Consider the following 15829-nt stretch of genomic DNA (forward strand, 5'->3'; position numbering starts at 1 on the left):
AATTATCCCTAAGTTTTTGACTATCTGACTATTCCTAAAATATCGTCCTGCGACATTATAAGGTATTCCACATCGTCAATTTTAACTTCAGTTCCAGAATATTTTCCAAAAAGCACTTTATCGCCTGCTTTCACATCTAAAGCTATTACTTTCCCGTCATCAGTTTTTTTGCCGGTTCCTACCGCAATAATCTCGCCTTCTTGAGGTTTTTCCTTTGCGGTATCAGGAATAATAATACCTCCCTTCTTCACCTCTTTGGCTTCCATCGGCTTAACTAAGACTTTCTCTCCTAATGGTATTATCATTTTACTTCCTCCTTAAATTTTTATTTATCTATATATTTTTCTATTTTAGCACTCTGACGTTACAACTGCTTATTATATAAAATCAAACCGACTTTTGTCAACTATTCCGTATCTGATTTTTTCAACTCTCCGACCTCTTTTCTCTTCCTTTGTATTTTCCATCGGACTATTGATAAAACCACTCTCTCAGCACAGACGCAGGTATTGGCAGAACATTGCCCAAGCGAGACATCTTGTCAGCAGATCTTAATAGATTTTTTCATTTTCCATGCAAAAAACATCTTTTGCTATTTTCCACTAGTGTCAAAGTCTTGCGACAATTATAAAAACGTTTAAAAATGTTCTTACCGGATTAAAATCCTCGAAACATCAAGCTTTTCATTTTTTGGGGGAACTTCTTGGGATCTTACTATAACTCCGTTAATCCGTCTTTTACAATAATGTCGGCGGATTTCCGCCTTTCTCCGCTGTTAAGACTTATCTAATCTTATAAACTTTATGCATCTGTGCCATGAGATACACATTAGGAATAATTTTTTTCGCCGCGACATAAAACTTATACAAATTTTGTATTGCGGGAACATTTTTATCGATTGACGGCTGTAAAATGAGTGGACTTTCTTTTGAAATGTCTTTTATTATATTCGCCGACTTTTTTATTTCAGAAATGTTTGTATTCTCAGTTATAACGCATTTAACAAATACTTCGTCTGAAGCCTTGTTTTTTGCGGTCTTCAAAAAATTCTCGTGTTCTTTCCAGAAACTTCTCTTACATTCGGAAGCAAATTTAAAATCCATAGAAACTGTATCGCAAAATTTTATGATTCTTGTTAATTTATGAGGCAGAGTCCCGTTAGTTTCAAGATAAATGCTAAATCCTTTTTCCTTCAATTCCGGAAGCAATACTTCTAAAAAATCAACATACATTAAAGGCTCTCCGCCTGTTAAAGCAATAGACGGTTTTCCAAAAACAAAATTCTTTTTATTATTTCTATACAATTCGCAAATTGCAGCAACAAGTTCATCCGCGGCATAATATTTCGTTTTCTCAGATATTGTCGCCGAATAAGAAGTATCACAGTAACCGCATTTAATATTACATCCCGCAAACCGCACAAAAATCTGCGGAAATCCCGTATATAAACCTTCGCCCTGAAACGAAAAAAAAACTTCATAAATCGGCGACTGTATTTCAGTCAAGAGCAGGGTCATTTATTCCCGCTTCTTTAAAACCTTTCGCTCTCAGCTTGCACGAATCGCATTCCATACATGGTTTTTCACAGCCATTATAACAAGTCCACGTATCTTTATAAGGAACATTTAATTTTGTACCCAGTTTTATTATCTGCGCCTTGTTTAAATTTAGAAGCGGCGCATGAATGACTATTTTCGTTTTAAGAACTTTTAAAACATTGTTGTATGCTTCTATAAATTTCGGCGTGCAGTCAGGGTAATTTGAAAAATCTACAGAATTGACGCCTATAAAAATTGCTCGCACATTTATAGACTGCGCAAAGGATAGCGCATAAGATAAAAACAGAGTGTTCCTTCCCGGAACGTAAGTAGAAGGAACCGTCTTTGTCAAATGCTTATGAACTGGAACTTCTTTGTTTTTGCTTGTCAACGCATCGTTAGACCACGGCAAACTTATTTTTATAACGGAATACTCCGCTTTGGCAGAATCTGCAATTTTGACGGCAGAGAAGATTTCTTTTTTATGTTTTTGTCCATAATCGAATATTAAGCAGCTGCATTTATATCCTTTTGACATTGCATAATATAAAACTGTTGTCGAATCCAGTCCGCTTGAAAATAAAATTATCGCTCGTTTTTCCATTTTCATTTTAAATCCTTTTGAGCATACCAATAATGTCATCTTGAGCGAGCCAAAAAGCCATAAATATTCGGTTTTTGCTCGCCGCTGCCGCTTACTTTTTTCAATACCCCCAAAGAAACCTTTTAATTCATAATTTGTTTAATCTAACATTATAAGCATTTCCAGCGCAGGTATTCACACCGTTTTCATAATCCTTTACATTAGCTTTTGCCAAATCATTCTGAAACACTCGCGCCTTTCGTCAACTTATCTGTCTCAAAAACCGCCGCCCCAACCCGATTCGTTCCCTCTTCATATGTCAACGCATTTTTTTTGTCACCTTCAAACGGCAAATTTCCTGCTTTTACACCGCCAGCTTCTTTTCTACCGACGGCACAACCGTTACCGCAACTATTGAAACCGTTACACGCTCACAATTGCGGACGACGACTCGCTTTCCCAGACTTCCACTTCGCAAACCCTTGCGTTTTCCGTTTTAACGTTCTTAAGCTGCACTAAAATAAAAGCAGCGATATTTTCCGCTGTCGGATTGACTCTGTCAAAAGGACCGATTTCATTCAAAAATTTATGATCTAAATAGGCAACAATTTTATCAAGATGCGCCTTAATATCAGCAAAATCCATCAGCATACCTGTATCGTCAAGCTTCGTGCCATAAAAAGCAGCTCTTATTTTCCAGTTATGCCCATGCAAATTTTCACATTTGCCTTTATACTCTCTTAGACAATGTGCTGAAGAAAAGCTTCTTGTAACCGAAAGTTTATATTCCATCTTTACTCCGTTTAGCTGATCATTTTTATTTTTTTAACACTGGGCATTTCTTTAGAAAAAAACCGACTACCTATTGCCTGAAATTTTTTGGGATTGTCACTTACGTAAAATTTTAAAAATTTTCTACTTTTTAAATCCGCAAGAAGACATGCTTCTTCTAAAATACTTTTAACTTCCTGTGCCGTAGCTTTTGCTGAATCTATAAGAGCAATGCCTCTTCCTACATTTTTTTTCAAAGTTTCTCTTAGAAGCGGATAATGCGTGCAACCCAAAACTAAAGTATCGATTTTTTTATCTAAAAGAGGCTTTATGTATTTTTTCACTATACTGTCCGCAATTTCTCCGCTGTTCCATCCCTCTTCCACAAGAGGAACAAACAGAGGGCATGCTTGCTGATACACTTCATATCTGGAAATTCTGTTTATCTCTCTCACATAAGATTCGCTATTTATAGTTCCTTCTGTCCCTATAACTCCTATTTTTCTATTTTTTGACGCGTATATCGCGGCTTTTGAACCCGGCTCTATCACGCCTATTACAGGCACTTTCAAAGTTTTTCTTAAAGTAGACAATGCAAAAGCAGACGCTGTATTGCACGCTACCACAATCAATTTCACTTTAAATTTCATTAAAAAAGAAGTTATTTCTTTTGAATATTTGATCACGATATCTTTTGATTTTGATCCGTAAGGCACATGAGCAGTATCTCCAAAATAAATAAGACTTTCCGAAGGAAGCGCTTCGACTATCGCAGACATCACGGTAAGTCCGCCAAATCCAGAATCGAAAATTCCTATGGGACGGTTATTTACTGTTCTGTTTTTTGTCCTTACTTGCATAGTATTTTACTACTCCCTCATATACAGAATCAGCCACCGCCGCGCGGAACTTTTTTGAAGAAAACTTTGCTTCCTGCGCATAATTGCTTATAAAAGCACTTTCCACAAGCACTGCAGGCATTTGCGATCCTCTCAATACATAAAAACTTGCTTGTTTTACGCCTTTATTAGGTATTTTAAGTCTGTTAGTCGTCTCAGCAGATATAAAACCGCCTAATTCTGAAGACTCGTTTATATATTCGGTAACAGCCATAGACCACATTACATTCTGAAGCGGAGTATATTGTTTACTGGACTTTTTCTCTAATTCCAAAACGGAATTTTCAAGAAGCGCCGTTGCGGCAGCTTCAGAATCAGTAGCTTTCTCCGATAAGGAATAAATCTCAAAACCGTTCACATTTCTGTCAAAAGTTGCATTGCAATGTACGGATATAAATAAATCCGCGTTACATTGATTTGCTATATTCGTCCTTTCAGCAAGAGGAATAAAAGTGTCGTCCTTTCTCGTAAGAATTACTTCATAATTATCATCTCTGTCAAAAATTGCTTTAAGTTCGTAAACTATCTCAAGATTTATATCTTTTTCCTTTGTGCCGTTTGGTCCTATAGCGCCCGGATCTTGTCCGCCGTGTCCAGCGTCAAGAACTATAACTCTTTTACGTTCACAATAAGATTTTTTCTTGTTTTCATGGTTAGAAGGCACAATATCTACAATAGGCGCAGTATCGTCAACTATTGTAAAACTGTCGTCAATTATATTCTTGCTTTCAAATTTCGCAACAGGCACTTTTTCAAGGTCTTTATTGTTCTCATCATTTTTAATCACCGATATAATTTCGCTTATCTGCGACTGTCCGTATTTTTCAGGCGGGGTTAAATCAATCTCTTTCAAGCTATCGTTCGGCGCCACACGTTCTTCTTCCCGAGCGGGAGTTACAGTGTCTTTCCCTAAAATATCAATTTTTTTAGAATGCACAATATCGACGGATATTCTATCAGGTTTTGAAAGCATTGACGTTTTAACAAGTTTAGGTATTTGCTGAAGATTAATTTTTATTATGGCATATCGTCCTTCCGTATCGTAAACAATATCTCTGATAATTCCGTTTTTTACGCTTAAAAAATCGCGTTGAACCTGTCCCCTCAATATTTTCAAAATTATAGATTTAGCCGTTTTTGAAACGGTATAGGATAAAGGTTCCTCAAGCTGTATAAGCACTTGCGTGCTTTCGGGTCTCGTAAAATACCTTACGGCGGAAATATTTGTACGATGCGTTACATTCAGCACCAAAGATGAAGGATTCCATTCGGTATCAGCTTCTGCAATTTCTGCAAACTCTTTTGATTTAAGAATTTCTGGCGAAATATATATCTCTCTTCTTATCAGTCTTGAGGGAAGAGACATTCTTTTTGATTTCTTGTTAAAAACAACTTCAGTGCTATCTGCTTTAATATCTATTTTCTTGCCATTCAAATACATAGTTACCCGCGAACTTACCGGCTTCCATTCAAGCGTCGCATTATAGATTTTGGCAACTTCTTTCACGGAAAAATAGTTTGTCCGACTGGATATTTTGTAAATGTTCACGCCTGTGACAGATTCTCCGTCGACAATTACATTAATAACTTTTCGCAAAACGGCGGCTTTTTTTGCTGCATGCGAATAAGTAGCAAAAAAAAGCATAAATAGCGAAAAGAATAAAATAGTAATTTTTTTCATACAAAAAGAGATTTAACGGCTTCAGTAGGATTTTTAGCTGCAAAAATGTAGCTGCCGCTAACCAATGCGTCCGCACCGGCGTCGACGCAGATTGAAGCGATACGAGAATCTATCCCGCCGTCAACTTCTATAAGACAATCATAATTATTTTCATCAATTATTTTTCTCAAACTCTTAATTTTGGGAATCATATTTTCCATAAAAGATTGTCCGCCGAAACCCGGCTCAACTGTCATAACCAAAACCAAATCAAGATAAGGAAGTAAAGTTTCTATTTCAGAAACAGACGTTTCGGGCTTTATTGATATTCCCGCTTTAATACCCGACGATTTTATATCTTCTACAAGTTTATTTTTTTCAGCCGAAACCTCATTGTGAAAAGTTATTAAATCCGCACCTGCTTCCTTAAATTCTCGCCAGTATTTTTCTGGATTTGCTATCATAAGATGCACATCAAAAAATAATTTAGTCTCTTTTCTTAAGGACTTCACAACTACAGGACCTACGGTAATGTTTGGTACGAAGTGTCCGTCCATTACATCAATATGAACCCACTCTACTCCAGCCTCTTCTATCATTTTTACGTCATATTTTAACGCCGCAAAATCCGCGGACAGAATTGATGGAGCAATAATAACTTTTTTCATTTTTTTCATCCCAAATCCAATGATATTCACTGTAATACTATGGTCATAATCCCGCTATATAGAACCGCTCAACCACAAGCTGACGCTTTTCCAATCCGTCACATCAGTATCGGCTTCCGGCACCTGCCTTACAACGGTATTCGTTTTAACACCTGAAATATTTCCGCCTGTCACATTTAAAGCTATACCATACTGCGACGACCACGTCGCCGCTTCTTCAAGATTTTTATTTACAAAGTCCGGCATAAGAACAATTCCTTCGGGCGGAGGACCGTCCGAAACAACAATATTTACAACAGAATCTTTATCCACTGAATATCCAGCCACAATATCCTGTGAAAGAACCGTCCCTTTTTTTACCGTAAAGGAATATTTTTTTGAGACTTCGCCCATAACCAAAGTTGAATATTTCAAAGAAATATCCGCAGCGCGGACAGTCTGCCCAACAAGATTGGGGACATAAATCATTTCCCCTCCCTGGCTTATCGTCACTTTAATTAGTCTTCCTTCTCTTACATTCATTCCTGCAGGAGGGTTTTGCCGCAAAACTATTCCGGCAGGCACATTTTGATTGAATTCTTCACCGTCTTTGTTAATACCAAATCCAGCTTTTGAGAGTTCTTCTGTGGCGTCATAAATACTTTTTCCGACTATATTCGGCAGCACAACTTCTTTTTTATTATGAACTAAAGCACTCATAATCATATTAAAAGCAAAATAAAAAGCTGCCCCCACGATTACCGATATAACAAACAATTTAAAAAACTTTCCTAACAAAATTTCACCCTGATATCAAGTTTTACAAAACATATTGCTGCAATTTTCATGATATACCACAAAATTTGATAATAACGAACAACAGCTACCGAAAACTAACGGAAAAAGACAAAATATAATTCGGGAACAAGTTCGTAGTCAATGATAACTTTTTTATAGGGGGAAAGATTCCGCCGCATAGAACTGTTTCTAAAGTTTTTACCGGGGAACCAGAGCAGTATATCTGACGATAGGAGACGAGTCGGTGAGCGCTCCGAAACTCATTTCAATATCTACACCGATTAAAAACAACCATAACGGCAGGCTCCGCATCCGACGCGGAAATGACAACAACAAACAAATAACAATGATGCCTGCCGCTCCGATGAAACACAGCAAAAGCAAATCTCTATCTCTGCTTCTGATATAACTCGTGCATTTCAATCTTCAACCGGGCATTTTTAAATAGGAGCGGCATAACGACCTCATATAATCTCAAAAAATGAAGTTATTTTTTAATCCACGACATTTTGGAGCGCAATCTCTCTCCAACTTTTTCAATCAATCTCTCGCTTACTTCTTTTCTTTCTTTTTTGAAGAAAGTTCTTCCTGTTTTGTTTTCTTCAAGCCACTTATCTGCAAATTTACCAGACTGAATATCAGTCAAAACTTTTTTCATTTCTTCTCTAGTAGAATCGGTTATTATTCTTTTTCCGCTTACATATTCGCCGTATTCTGCAGTATCGGAAACTGAATAATTCATCTTGCCGAATCCGCCTTCAAATATTAAGTCTACAATAAGTTTTACTTCGTGTAAGCATTCAAAATATGCTATCTCAGGCTGGTAACCTGCAGCTACAAGCGTTTCAAATCCCGAGTTTATAAGCTCCACAAGCCCTCCACAAAGAACAACCTGCTCGCCAAATAAATCAGTTTCGGTTTCTTCGGCAAAAGTCGTTTCTAGAACACCGCCTCTTGTGCCTCCGATGCCTTTAGCATAGGCAAGAGCCAAATCTTTTGCTTTACCGCTTGCATTCTGCTCCACCGCTATTAAACACGGCACGCCTTTACCTTCTTCGTATTGTCTTCTTACCAAATGACCGGGTCCTTTGGGCGCAATCATAATCACATCTAAATCCGGCGTGGGAACAATCTGCTTAAAGCGTATATTAAAACCGTGCGCAAAACTCAAAATTATACCTTTTTTAATGTTAGGTTTTATATCTTCTTCCCAAACTTTTCTCTGAACTTCATCCGGCAACAGAATATGAACCCAGTCCGCCTGCTTAACTGCTTCGGCAACGCTCACCGGTTTCCAACCGTCTTCAATAGCTTTTTTATAGTTATCTCCGCCGGATCTCTGCGCAACAATAACATTTAGGCCGGAATCTTTAAGATTTAAAGCATGCGCATGCCCCTGACTACCATAACCTAAAACTGCGATAGTTTTTCCGTTCAAAAGACTTAAATCAGCGTCACTTTCGTAATACATCTTTGCTTCTTTCATTTTATTTCTCCTTGTTCTCCCTTTTTCTTTATCACTTTGTCAGCTGTCCTCGACTTAAAGCGACAATACCTGTCTTGCATGTTTCTCTTATCCCATAAGGCATAACCATTTTTATAAAAGCTCTGATTTTATCTCCGTTACCTGTTATTTCCACTATAATTGAATCCTGCGACACGTCTATAATTCTTGACCTGAAAATTTCTATCAGCTGAATAACTTCATTGCGGGTAGATTTTTTTATGTTTATCTTTATGAGAGCAAGCCCTCTTTCAACATAATCAACATCGTTAAAATCGCTAACTTTTATAACATCGACCAGTTTATTCAACTGCTTTGTAACCTGCTCAAGAACAGAATAGTCCCCTTTGACGACAATAGTCATTCTTGAAATTGCCGGATCTTCAGTCTCACTTACATTAAGCGAATCTATATTAAATCCGCGTGCCGCAAAAAGAGTAGATATTCTTGCAAGAACACCAAACTTATTTTCTACTAAAACTGAAACCGTATGACGCACATTATCTCCTTATAATAAATTATATCGAATCTTTAAACTACTTTATTTAATTTTACAGCTTTTAAATTGATTTTTCAATATAAACTGACTTTATATAAATAAAATTTATAAACAGATTTTAAAATATTCAAAATATATTTACATAAATAATTTAATTGAATTTTTTTATCCGATAACCGATTCTGCCACATTTACCTATAAATTCTATTTTTCCCGGCGCTCTTAACTAGCGAAGCAGTTCTGATATAACATTGTCTTGGTATATTTGACAAAATATCTACAAATTCTTCAAAATAACCCTTACCGCGTTTTTCAATACGTTAAAGTAGCAAAGCTTTACAGCTATCTCTTGCCGTTCCTTCAGTCTTTATATACTCACCATTTTTTTTCGCGGTATTATAATATTTTCTATATAACATATATTGATTTCTCTCGTGAGGAACTCTTTCTATTATTCCTAAATCAGCAAGATATTCTGCTGTTTTAATATTGTTAAACAGCCTCTTCATTTATATCGCTCGACGAAAATCCTCCGCATATTCCGCTGTTGAAATCAGGTTCGGTCTCTCTAAGTATTTTAGCTTGCGGAATATCCACCCATCCTCACTATAGAACCGCCATTTCCCATATACACAATACCGTCTGATTTGACAGTCATACTTTTTTGACGGCTAGGCATATTAAAAATCAAAATTCTTAAATTATCTTCACATTTTTCAATGATAACATGAATTTCAAGTTCAGCAAACAAACGCTATTGCACATCGTTATATATCTGGATAGGCAATTGTTCCGACAGAAATACCAGAGTCATCTTTACTCTCAACGACAAAAACCCGACGACTTCATTTGCTAAAGCAGAACAATAATTTTTCAATTTACGATAAGAAAATCTGTTCCTAGCTTTTTTGAATTCTAAATTTGAATTTTTCATTATTTTTTTAAGATTTCAGTCAATTTTTCCAAATTTTTCATAAATATCTTAAATATACACATCAAAAGTTTTTTGATTCTTTTTAGATATTTATCGAAGAACGGCATAAAGCATTAAAAGCCGTCATTAGGAAATCATAGTCAGCGGCGCTTTTTATTCCATAAATTCAATTTGTTTTTCAATCATTTGTTCATCTGTGTAATAACATCATCAAGAGACGATCCAGCAGGGACCATAGGGAATATATTTTCTTCCATCTCAACCCACACATCAAGAACAACCGAACCTTTTGTTTCAAGCATCTTTTTTAAAGCGGATTCGACATCCTTTTTCTCTGTAACGCGTATTCCCAAAACGTCGTAACTCTGCGCCCATTTTACAAAATCGGGAATATAAACGGGACAAGTGACTCTGTTCGGCTCATTACACAAACGCGGACATTTATTACGTCTCGCAAGACAGCTCTGTGAATATCTCTTGCCGTAAAACATTTCCTGCCATTGGCGCACATTTCCGAGATATTGATTGTTTAATATAACAACTTTAACGTTGATTTCATTTAATACCGATACCGCCATTTCCTGCATATTCATCTGGAAAGAACCGTCGCCGGCTATAACTATAACTTCTTTATCTGGATTCCCGACTTTTGCTCCCAGAGCGGCAGGATACCCAAAACCCATTGTTCCCAGCCCGCCGGAACTTAAAAACAAACGCGGATACTTTGCTTTATAATATTGTGCCGCCCACATCTGATGCTGTCCGACTTCCGTTGAAACAATTGCCTCGCCTTTCGTAAGCTCCGAAATTTTTTCAACCACATACTGAGGATGAAGCTTATCGTCATTTCTATTATACGACAGAGGATGCTCCTCTTTCCATGCATCAACTGTCTTAATCCATTCTTTTCTTCCTTTTTTCTCTATCAACGCTGACATTTCTTTTAAAACCGTTTTTGCATCGCCGACGACGGGAATATCAACGTCGACAACTTTTGATATAGCTGTAGGATCTATATCAATATGGATTATTTTCGCTTTTTTTGCAAAATCGCAGACCCTACCCGTACATCTGTCGTCAAATCTAGCGCCGACAGCTATAACAACGTCTGCCGCCTGTATCGCCCTATTTGCGCAAAAAGTACCGTGCATGCCAAGCATTCCCAAACTTAAATCCGTATCATGCGGATATGTTCCGATGGCAAGCAATGTATTTGTGACAGGAATATTGGCCTTTCTTGACATTTTCAAAATTTCATCTTCCGCCTCAGAAACAACAACGCCAGCTCCTATATAAAGTACAGGTCTTTCACTTTTATTTATCATGCTAACTGCTTTTTTAATCTGCCCTGTATGTCCGCTGTAATTAGGTTTGTAAGAACGTATTTCAACTTTATGAGGATAAACGAATTCGCACAACCCTCGCTGCACGTCAATCGGGATATCAACCAAAACCGGTCCGGGTCTGCCGGTAGTTGCAATATAAAACGCTTCTTTTATGGTTCTTGCCAAATCCTTTACGTCTTTAACTAAAAAATTATGTTTTGTCACCGGTCTTGTGATGCCTATGGTATCTGCTTCCTGAAAAGCATCTTGGCCGATTACACTTGTTGCAACCTGACCCGTAATTGCAACCAAAGGGACAGAATCCATATATGCAGTGCCAAGTCCCGTAACTATATTTGTAGCTCCCGGTCCTGACGTAACTATACATACGCCGGATTTACCTGTAGAACGGGCATAGCCGTCAGCCATATGCGAAGCTCCCTGTTCATGCCTTGTTAAAATAAAATTTAATTTTGATCCGTAGATTGCGTCAAACATCGGCAGCGCCTGTCCACCTGGAATCCCAAATACTATCTCAACATTTTCCCTTAACAAGCTTTCTACTAAAATTTGCGCACCAGTTTTTTTTTCCATACTGTAATCCTTATTTTTTACCTTTATAAAATATTGGCTTTATCCATATAAAAGAAATTCGCTATTGCGAACTTGACGCGGATATTGGCTTCTTTTTTTAAACAGAAGTACCGCGCCAAATGCGAGATGACGACAACAGATAAACTGACCTATTAGCCAGCCGTAATTTTCATTGCTGCGCTCAAAGTTCTGTTTTTACTCAAATCTGAAATATCAATTTTTTTTAACTTTACTCAATTTTCTATAACACCTTCCGCTATTTTAATACAGCACCGGTATCTGCCGACTGCACCAATTTAGCGTAACGCGCCATATAACCAGTTTTGATTTTTTGCTCTGGTTTGACAACTTTAGCAATTCTCGATTTTATTTCATCGTCCGTCAATTCAACGTTCAACGTTCTTTCAGGTATGTTAATATTTATTATATCGCCCTCATTAATTGCCCCTATCGCCCCGCCTGCCGCCGCTTCCGGAGAAATATGCCCTATACAAGGACCTCTTGTTCCGCCGGAAAAACGTCCATCGGTAAGAAGCGCGACAGAATCGCTCAACCCCATGCCGTGCAACGCGCTTGTAGGACTCAGCATCTCTCTCATTCCCGGTCCGCCGGAAGGACCTTCATATCTTATGACAACGACGTCGCCAGAAACAATTTTATTATCAAGTATCGCTTCCATAGCATCGTCTTCAGAATTAAACACGCGCGCTCTGCCAGAAAAAACTTTCATTTTTTCGCTTACGGCAGCCTGCTTGACAACACAACCGCAAGGAGCGATATTTCCTCTTAAAACCGCAATACCGCCTTCGGGTTTATAAGGATTTTTCGCTCTTATAACATCCTCATCTAAAATTTTAGCTGACTTTGCAACTTCAAGTATGTCCCGCCCCGACACTGTTTTAGAATGCGCCAAACCTTTTTGAATCGCAAAAAGCACTGCAGGCATTCCGCCGGCATTGTCCAAATCTTCCATATAGTGATCTCCAGCCGGTTCCAGACAGGCAATCTGCGGAGTTCTTTTAGAGATTTCGTCAAACAATTCCAAAGGCAATTTTATTCCCGCTTCATTGGCTACAGCGGGAAGATGTAAAACTGTATTTGTAGAACCGCCCAAAGCCATATCGGCAGTGATAGCATTTTTAAAAGCGTCAAGCGTTAAAATATCACGAGGTTTTACGTCTTCTTTTACAAGTTCAACAACTCTTATACCCGATTCATAAGCAATTCTTTTTTTCTTTGCGCTGACGGCAAGCGCAGTCGCGCAACCATAGAGAGACATTCCCATCGCCTCAGTTAAACACGCCATCGTGTTAGCGGTGTACATTCCCTGACAAGCACCCGCTCCGGGACACGCCGCCATTTCCAGCTCTGAGAGCTGTTTCTCGGTAATTTTACCAGCCTGAAACTGCCCGACCGCCTCAAAAGTATCCCTTACCATAGAACGTCTTTTTTTCTCATACATTCCAGTTACCATAGCACCTGCAGTAACAGCAATCGCAGGTATATTAACCCTCGCAGCAGCCATAAGCATTCCCGGCGTAACTTTATCGCAGTTTGATAAAAGAACAAGACCGTCCAACATATGAGCATTTGCAACAGTTTCTATTAAATCGGCAATTATTTCTCTCGAGCCAAGCGAATAATGCATGCCGCTGTGTCCCATCGCTATGCCGTCGCACACTGCAGGCGCGCCGAAAATAAAAGGAACGCCGCCGCCGGCAGCAATGCCCCTTTCTACAAATCTTTCCAAATCGCGCATCGCAATATGACCCGGAACTAAATCTGAAAATGACGAAGCAATGCCTATAAAAGGCTTATTTAAATCACTCGGACTTACCCCTGTAGAATACAACAAACATCTGCTGGGCGCTCTCACCGCGCCTTTTTTTATTTGATCGCTTCTCATTTTTAAACTCCGTTTTATTTTACTTATCTTAATAAAATTTTCGTATTTTGATGATATGATTTTGGTTATTTTGATTGCCATTAAGTCAAACTGGTATTTATTATACCAAATCTTTATTTATATGCACAAATTAACAAATTTAGTTATCTAAAAAGACGCCGAAAAATATAATTATTATTTCCGCGCGCTCACTCTTTGAAGAATCCTGAAAAAGGCTGGTCGGTTCGAGCGGCTTTATTCTCTTATCATAACAAACAAAACGATTTCGGCAAACAAAACAATATTCCTATGGAGTTTTAAACGCTATTTGCGGACTAAGAACTTCATTGATTTCAAATATTCAATTAGTGCAGGGCTTGAATTTTTTTTTTAAATGAATATAATTAATATGATAAAGTTAATCATAAAAAGACGTTTAATTCCGACGTAGCTCAATGGTGGAGCAATCGGCTGTTAACCGATCGGTTGCTGGTTCGAGTCCAGCCGTCGGAGTTTTTAATTCCTCAAACATCACAATCCTGCTTAAACGGCAGGATTTTTTGTTTTATCTTGTAAAACCTACACATAATGTGGTATAATGGATAGAAAGCGGAGAAATGGAAAATGGACACAAAATTTTCAAAAGAAGCTTTGACCTTTGACGACGTTTTATTGATTCCACGTCATTCAAAGGTACTTCCTAAAAACGTTCAACTATCTACAAATCTTACTAAAAAAATTAAGCTAAACATTCCCATTATGAGTGCGGGCATGGATACTGTAACGGAATCCAAAATGGCTATCGCTATCGCAAGAGAGGGCGGTATAGGCATAATACACAAAAACATGTCTATTGAAACACAAGCCGTAGAAGTTGACCGCGTCAAAAGAAGCGACAACGGCATCATACATGATCCCTTTTCGCTGAAAAAAGACAAGAGTCTCAGAGAAGCAAAAGAACTTGCCGCAAGATATAGAATTTCAGGCGTTCCTATTGTTGAAGACAACGGCAAACTTATCGGCATAATCACCAATAGAGATATGCGCTTTGAAACCAACAATAACAAAAAAGTCTCGGAAATAATGACAAAAAATAATCTCGTTACCGCAAAAGTAGGCACTTCTCTTCAAGAAGCGAAAGAAATATTACAAAGCAAAAAAATAGAAAAACTTCCTTTAGTCGATGAAAATTTTATTTTGAAAGGTCTTATTACAATTAAAGATCTGGAAAAAGCCATACAATTTCCAAACTCCTCAAAAGATGAAAAAGGCAGACTTCTTGCGGGGGCGGCGATAGGCATTACAGAAGATATGATTGAACGGGCAAAAGCTCTGATCGAGGCTAACGTCGACGTTCTAGTGATAGACACAGCGCACGGACACACTCAAAGTGTTTTAGACGCAATAAAAAAAATAAAAAAAACTTTCCCTCAGGAGCAGGTTATTGCGGGAAACATAGTTACGGCAGAAGCCGCGCAAGATTTAATTAAAGCCGGCGCTGACGCAATTAAAGTCGGCATAGGTCCAGGAGCAATATGCACCACAAGAGTTGTGGCAGGCACGGGAATTCCGCAGATTACGGCAATTTACGACTGCGCTCAAGCTGCAAAAAAATACAATATTCCCATCATATGCGACGGCGGAATTAAATATTCCGGCGATATTCCTAAAGCCATAGCAGCCGGCGCAAACGTATGCATGATGGGATCTTTATTTGCAGGAGCAAAAGAAAGCCCGGGAGAAGACGTAATTTATAACGGGCGCGCATTTAAAACTTATCGCGGAATGGGATCTTCCTCCGCAATGACTGCGGGAAGCAGCGACAGATATTTTCAGGATAATACAAAAAAATTAGTAGCGGAAGGCGTCGAAGGACGCGTCCCTTACAGCGGTGCAGTAAACGACGTCATCTATCAGTTAATCGGCGGATTAAGAGCTGCCATGGGTTATTGCGGCGCTAAAACAATACAAGAACTTAAAGAAAAAGGACAATTTGTTAAAATAACCGCCGCAGGTCTTGCAGAAAACCATCCGCACGACATCTTCATAACAAAAGAAGAAAACAATTATTCCGGCGGAAAATATTAACAACCTATATATTTAACGCTGATTCGGGAAATTGTCTTCTATCTCTAAATCAGCTGTTGCTTCCTTAAAAAACTCTAACGACAAACTTTTTAAGTTAAGTTCCA

The 15829-nt window shown here is 38.2% G+C and carries 16 protein-coding genes and 1 tRNA gene; 2 read left to right on the top strand and 15 right to left on the bottom strand.

Annotated features, from left to right (window positions below; genetic code table 11):
* Positions 1-20 precede the first annotated feature (20 nt).
* The 15 genes from groES to ilvD form a co-directional block, all read right to left on the bottom strand.
* Positions 21-305: a co-chaperone GroES gene (gene groES, locus LE179_RS01425; RefSeq protein WP_374128592.1), complete on the bottom strand. Its 285-nt coding sequence runs from the start codon at positions 303-305 to the stop codon at positions 21-23.
* A 477-nt stretch (positions 306-782) separates the two neighbouring features.
* Positions 783-1517 (bottom strand): 7-carboxy-7-deazaguanine synthase QueE, encoded by a 735-nt coding sequence (locus tag LE179_RS01430; RefSeq protein WP_374128593.1) that lies wholly within the window; start codon positions 1515-1517, stop codon positions 783-785.
* On the bottom strand, positions 1498-2148 hold the full coding sequence (queC, locus tag LE179_RS01435; protein ID WP_374128594.1) for a 7-cyano-7-deazaguanine synthase QueC: 651 nt from the start codon (positions 2146-2148) through the stop codon (positions 1498-1500). Before queC ends, LE179_RS01430 begins: the two co-directional genes overlap by 20 nt.
* A 396-nt stretch (positions 2149-2544) precedes the next feature.
* A complete protein-coding gene (gene queD / locus LE179_RS01440; protein ID WP_374128595.1) occupies positions 2545-2913 on the bottom strand; it encodes a 6-carboxytetrahydropterin synthase QueD in 369 nt (122 codons plus the stop codon).
* Positions 2914-2924: 11 nt separating this feature from the next.
* A complete protein-coding gene (murI, locus tag LE179_RS01445) occupies positions 2925-3752 on the bottom strand; it encodes a glutamate racemase (protein WP_374128596.1) in 828 nt (275 codons plus the stop codon).
* Entirely contained in the window at positions 3718-5472 is a 1755-nt protein-coding gene (locus tag LE179_RS01450; protein ID WP_374128597.1) for an N-acetylmuramoyl-L-alanine amidase, read from the bottom strand. The genes murI and LE179_RS01450 overlap by 35 nt, the downstream gene beginning before the upstream one ends.
* Positions 5469-6119, bottom strand: a complete 651-nt coding sequence (gene rpe, locus LE179_RS01455; protein WP_374128598.1) for a ribulose-phosphate 3-epimerase — start codon at positions 6117-6119, stop codon at positions 5469-5471. The genes LE179_RS01450 and rpe overlap by 4 nt, the downstream gene beginning before the upstream one ends.
* 54 nt (positions 6120-6173) lie before the next feature.
* A complete protein-coding gene (locus LE179_RS01460) occupies positions 6174-6896 on the bottom strand; it encodes a PASTA domain-containing protein (protein ID WP_374128599.1) in 723 nt (240 codons plus the stop codon).
* A 487-nt stretch (positions 6897-7383) separates the two neighbouring features.
* The gene (gene ilvC, locus LE179_RS01465) at positions 7384-8382 is read right to left on the bottom strand and encodes a ketol-acid reductoisomerase (RefSeq protein ID WP_374128600.1); all 999 of its coding nucleotides are present in this window, start codon (positions 8380-8382) and stop codon (positions 7384-7386) included.
* Between the two features lie 31 nt (positions 8383-8413).
* Positions 8414-8899 carry an acetolactate synthase small subunit gene (gene ilvN / locus LE179_RS01470; RefSeq protein ID WP_374128601.1) on the bottom strand — a complete coding sequence of 162 codons (486 nt, stop codon included), beginning with the start codon at positions 8897-8899 and terminating at the stop codon, positions 8414-8416.
* Positions 8900-9219: 320 nt separating this feature from the next.
* Positions 9220-9408 carry a hypothetical protein gene (locus LE179_RS01475; protein ID WP_374128602.1) on the bottom strand — a complete coding sequence of 63 codons (189 nt, stop codon included), beginning with the start codon at positions 9406-9408 and terminating at the stop codon, positions 9220-9222.
* Positions 9409-9476: 68 nt separating this feature from the next.
* Complete coding sequence (locus tag LE179_RS01480) at positions 9477-9650, bottom strand: hypothetical protein (protein ID WP_374128603.1); 174 nt, start codon at positions 9648-9650, stop codon at positions 9477-9479.
* 3 nt (positions 9651-9653) lie between these two features.
* Complete coding sequence (locus LE179_RS01485; RefSeq protein ID WP_374128604.1) at positions 9654-9833, bottom strand: hypothetical protein; 180 nt, start codon at positions 9831-9833, stop codon at positions 9654-9656.
* A gap of 182 nt (positions 9834-10015) precedes the next feature.
* Positions 10016-11752, bottom strand: coding sequence for a biosynthetic-type acetolactate synthase large subunit (gene ilvB / locus LE179_RS01490; protein WP_374128605.1), 1737 nt, complete (start codon positions 11750-11752; stop codon positions 10016-10018).
* A 256-nt stretch (positions 11753-12008) separates the two neighbouring features.
* The gene (gene ilvD, locus LE179_RS01495; protein ID WP_374128606.1) at positions 12009-13658 is read right to left on the bottom strand and encodes a dihydroxy-acid dehydratase; all 1650 of its coding nucleotides are present in this window, start codon (positions 13656-13658) and stop codon (positions 12009-12011) included.
* 420 nt (positions 13659-14078) lie between these two features.
* Here ilvD and LE179_RS01500 point away from each other — a divergent pair.
* Positions 14079-14150 (top strand) — tRNA-Asn (locus LE179_RS01500).
* 111 nt (positions 14151-14261) lie between these two features.
* Complete coding sequence (gene guaB / locus LE179_RS01505) at positions 14262-15725, top strand: IMP dehydrogenase (protein ID WP_374128607.1); 1464 nt, start codon at positions 14262-14264, stop codon at positions 15723-15725.
* The last annotated feature ends 104 nt before the right edge of the window (positions 15726-15829 follow it).

Origin of the sequence: Candidatus Endomicrobiellum agilis, assembly GCF_020328115.1 — a bacterium.
Taxonomy (GTDB): Bacteria; Elusimicrobiota; Endomicrobiia; order Endomicrobiales; family Endomicrobiaceae; genus Endomicrobiellum; species Endomicrobiellum agilis.

Bases quoted from the DNA above. Each gene is read 5' to 3' on its own strand.
- LE179_RS01475 (WP_374128602.1), bottom strand. From the start codon at position 9,408: ATGAAGAGGCTGTTTAACAATATTAAAACAGCAGAATATCTTGCTGAT.
- LE179_RS01430 (WP_374128593.1), bottom strand. From the start codon at position 1,517: ATGACCCTGCTCTTGACTGAAATACAGTCGCCGATTTATGAAGTTTTT.
- murI (WP_374128596.1), bottom strand. From the start codon at position 3,752: ATGCAAGTAAGGACAAAAAACAGAACAGTAAATAACCGTCCCATAGGA.
- LE179_RS01485 (WP_374128604.1), bottom strand. From the start codon at position 9,833: ATGAAAAATTCAAATTTAGAATTCAAAAAAGCTAGGAACAGATTTTCT.
- guaB (WP_374128607.1), top strand. From the start codon at position 14,262: ATGGACACAAAATTTTCAAAAGAAGCTTTGACCTTTGACGACGTTTTA.
- queC (WP_374128594.1), bottom strand. From the start codon at position 2,148: ATGAAAATGGAAAAACGAGCGATAATTTTATTTTCAAGCGGACTGGAT.
- ilvB (WP_374128605.1), bottom strand. From the start codon at position 11,752: ATGGAAAAAAAAACTGGTGCGCAAATTTTAGTAGAAAGCTTGTTAAGG.
- queD (WP_374128595.1), bottom strand. From the start codon at position 2,913: ATGGAATATAAACTTTCGGTTACAAGAAGCTTTTCTTCAGCACATTGT.
- ilvD (WP_374128606.1), bottom strand. From the start codon at position 13,658: ATGAGAAGCGATCAAATAAAAAAAGGCGCGGTGAGAGCGCCCAGCAGA.
- rpe (WP_374128598.1), bottom strand. From the start codon at position 6,119: ATGAAAAAAGTTATTATTGCTCCATCAATTCTGTCCGCGGATTTTGCG.
- ilvC (WP_374128600.1), bottom strand. From the start codon at position 8,382: ATGAAAGAAGCAAAGATGTATTACGAAAGTGACGCTGATTTAAGTCTT.
- groES (WP_374128592.1), bottom strand. From the start codon at position 305: ATGATAATACCATTAGGAGAGAAAGTCTTAGTTAAGCCGATGGAAGCC.
- LE179_RS01450 (WP_374128597.1), bottom strand. From the start codon at position 5,472: ATGAAAAAAATTACTATTTTATTCTTTTCGCTATTTATGCTTTTTTTT.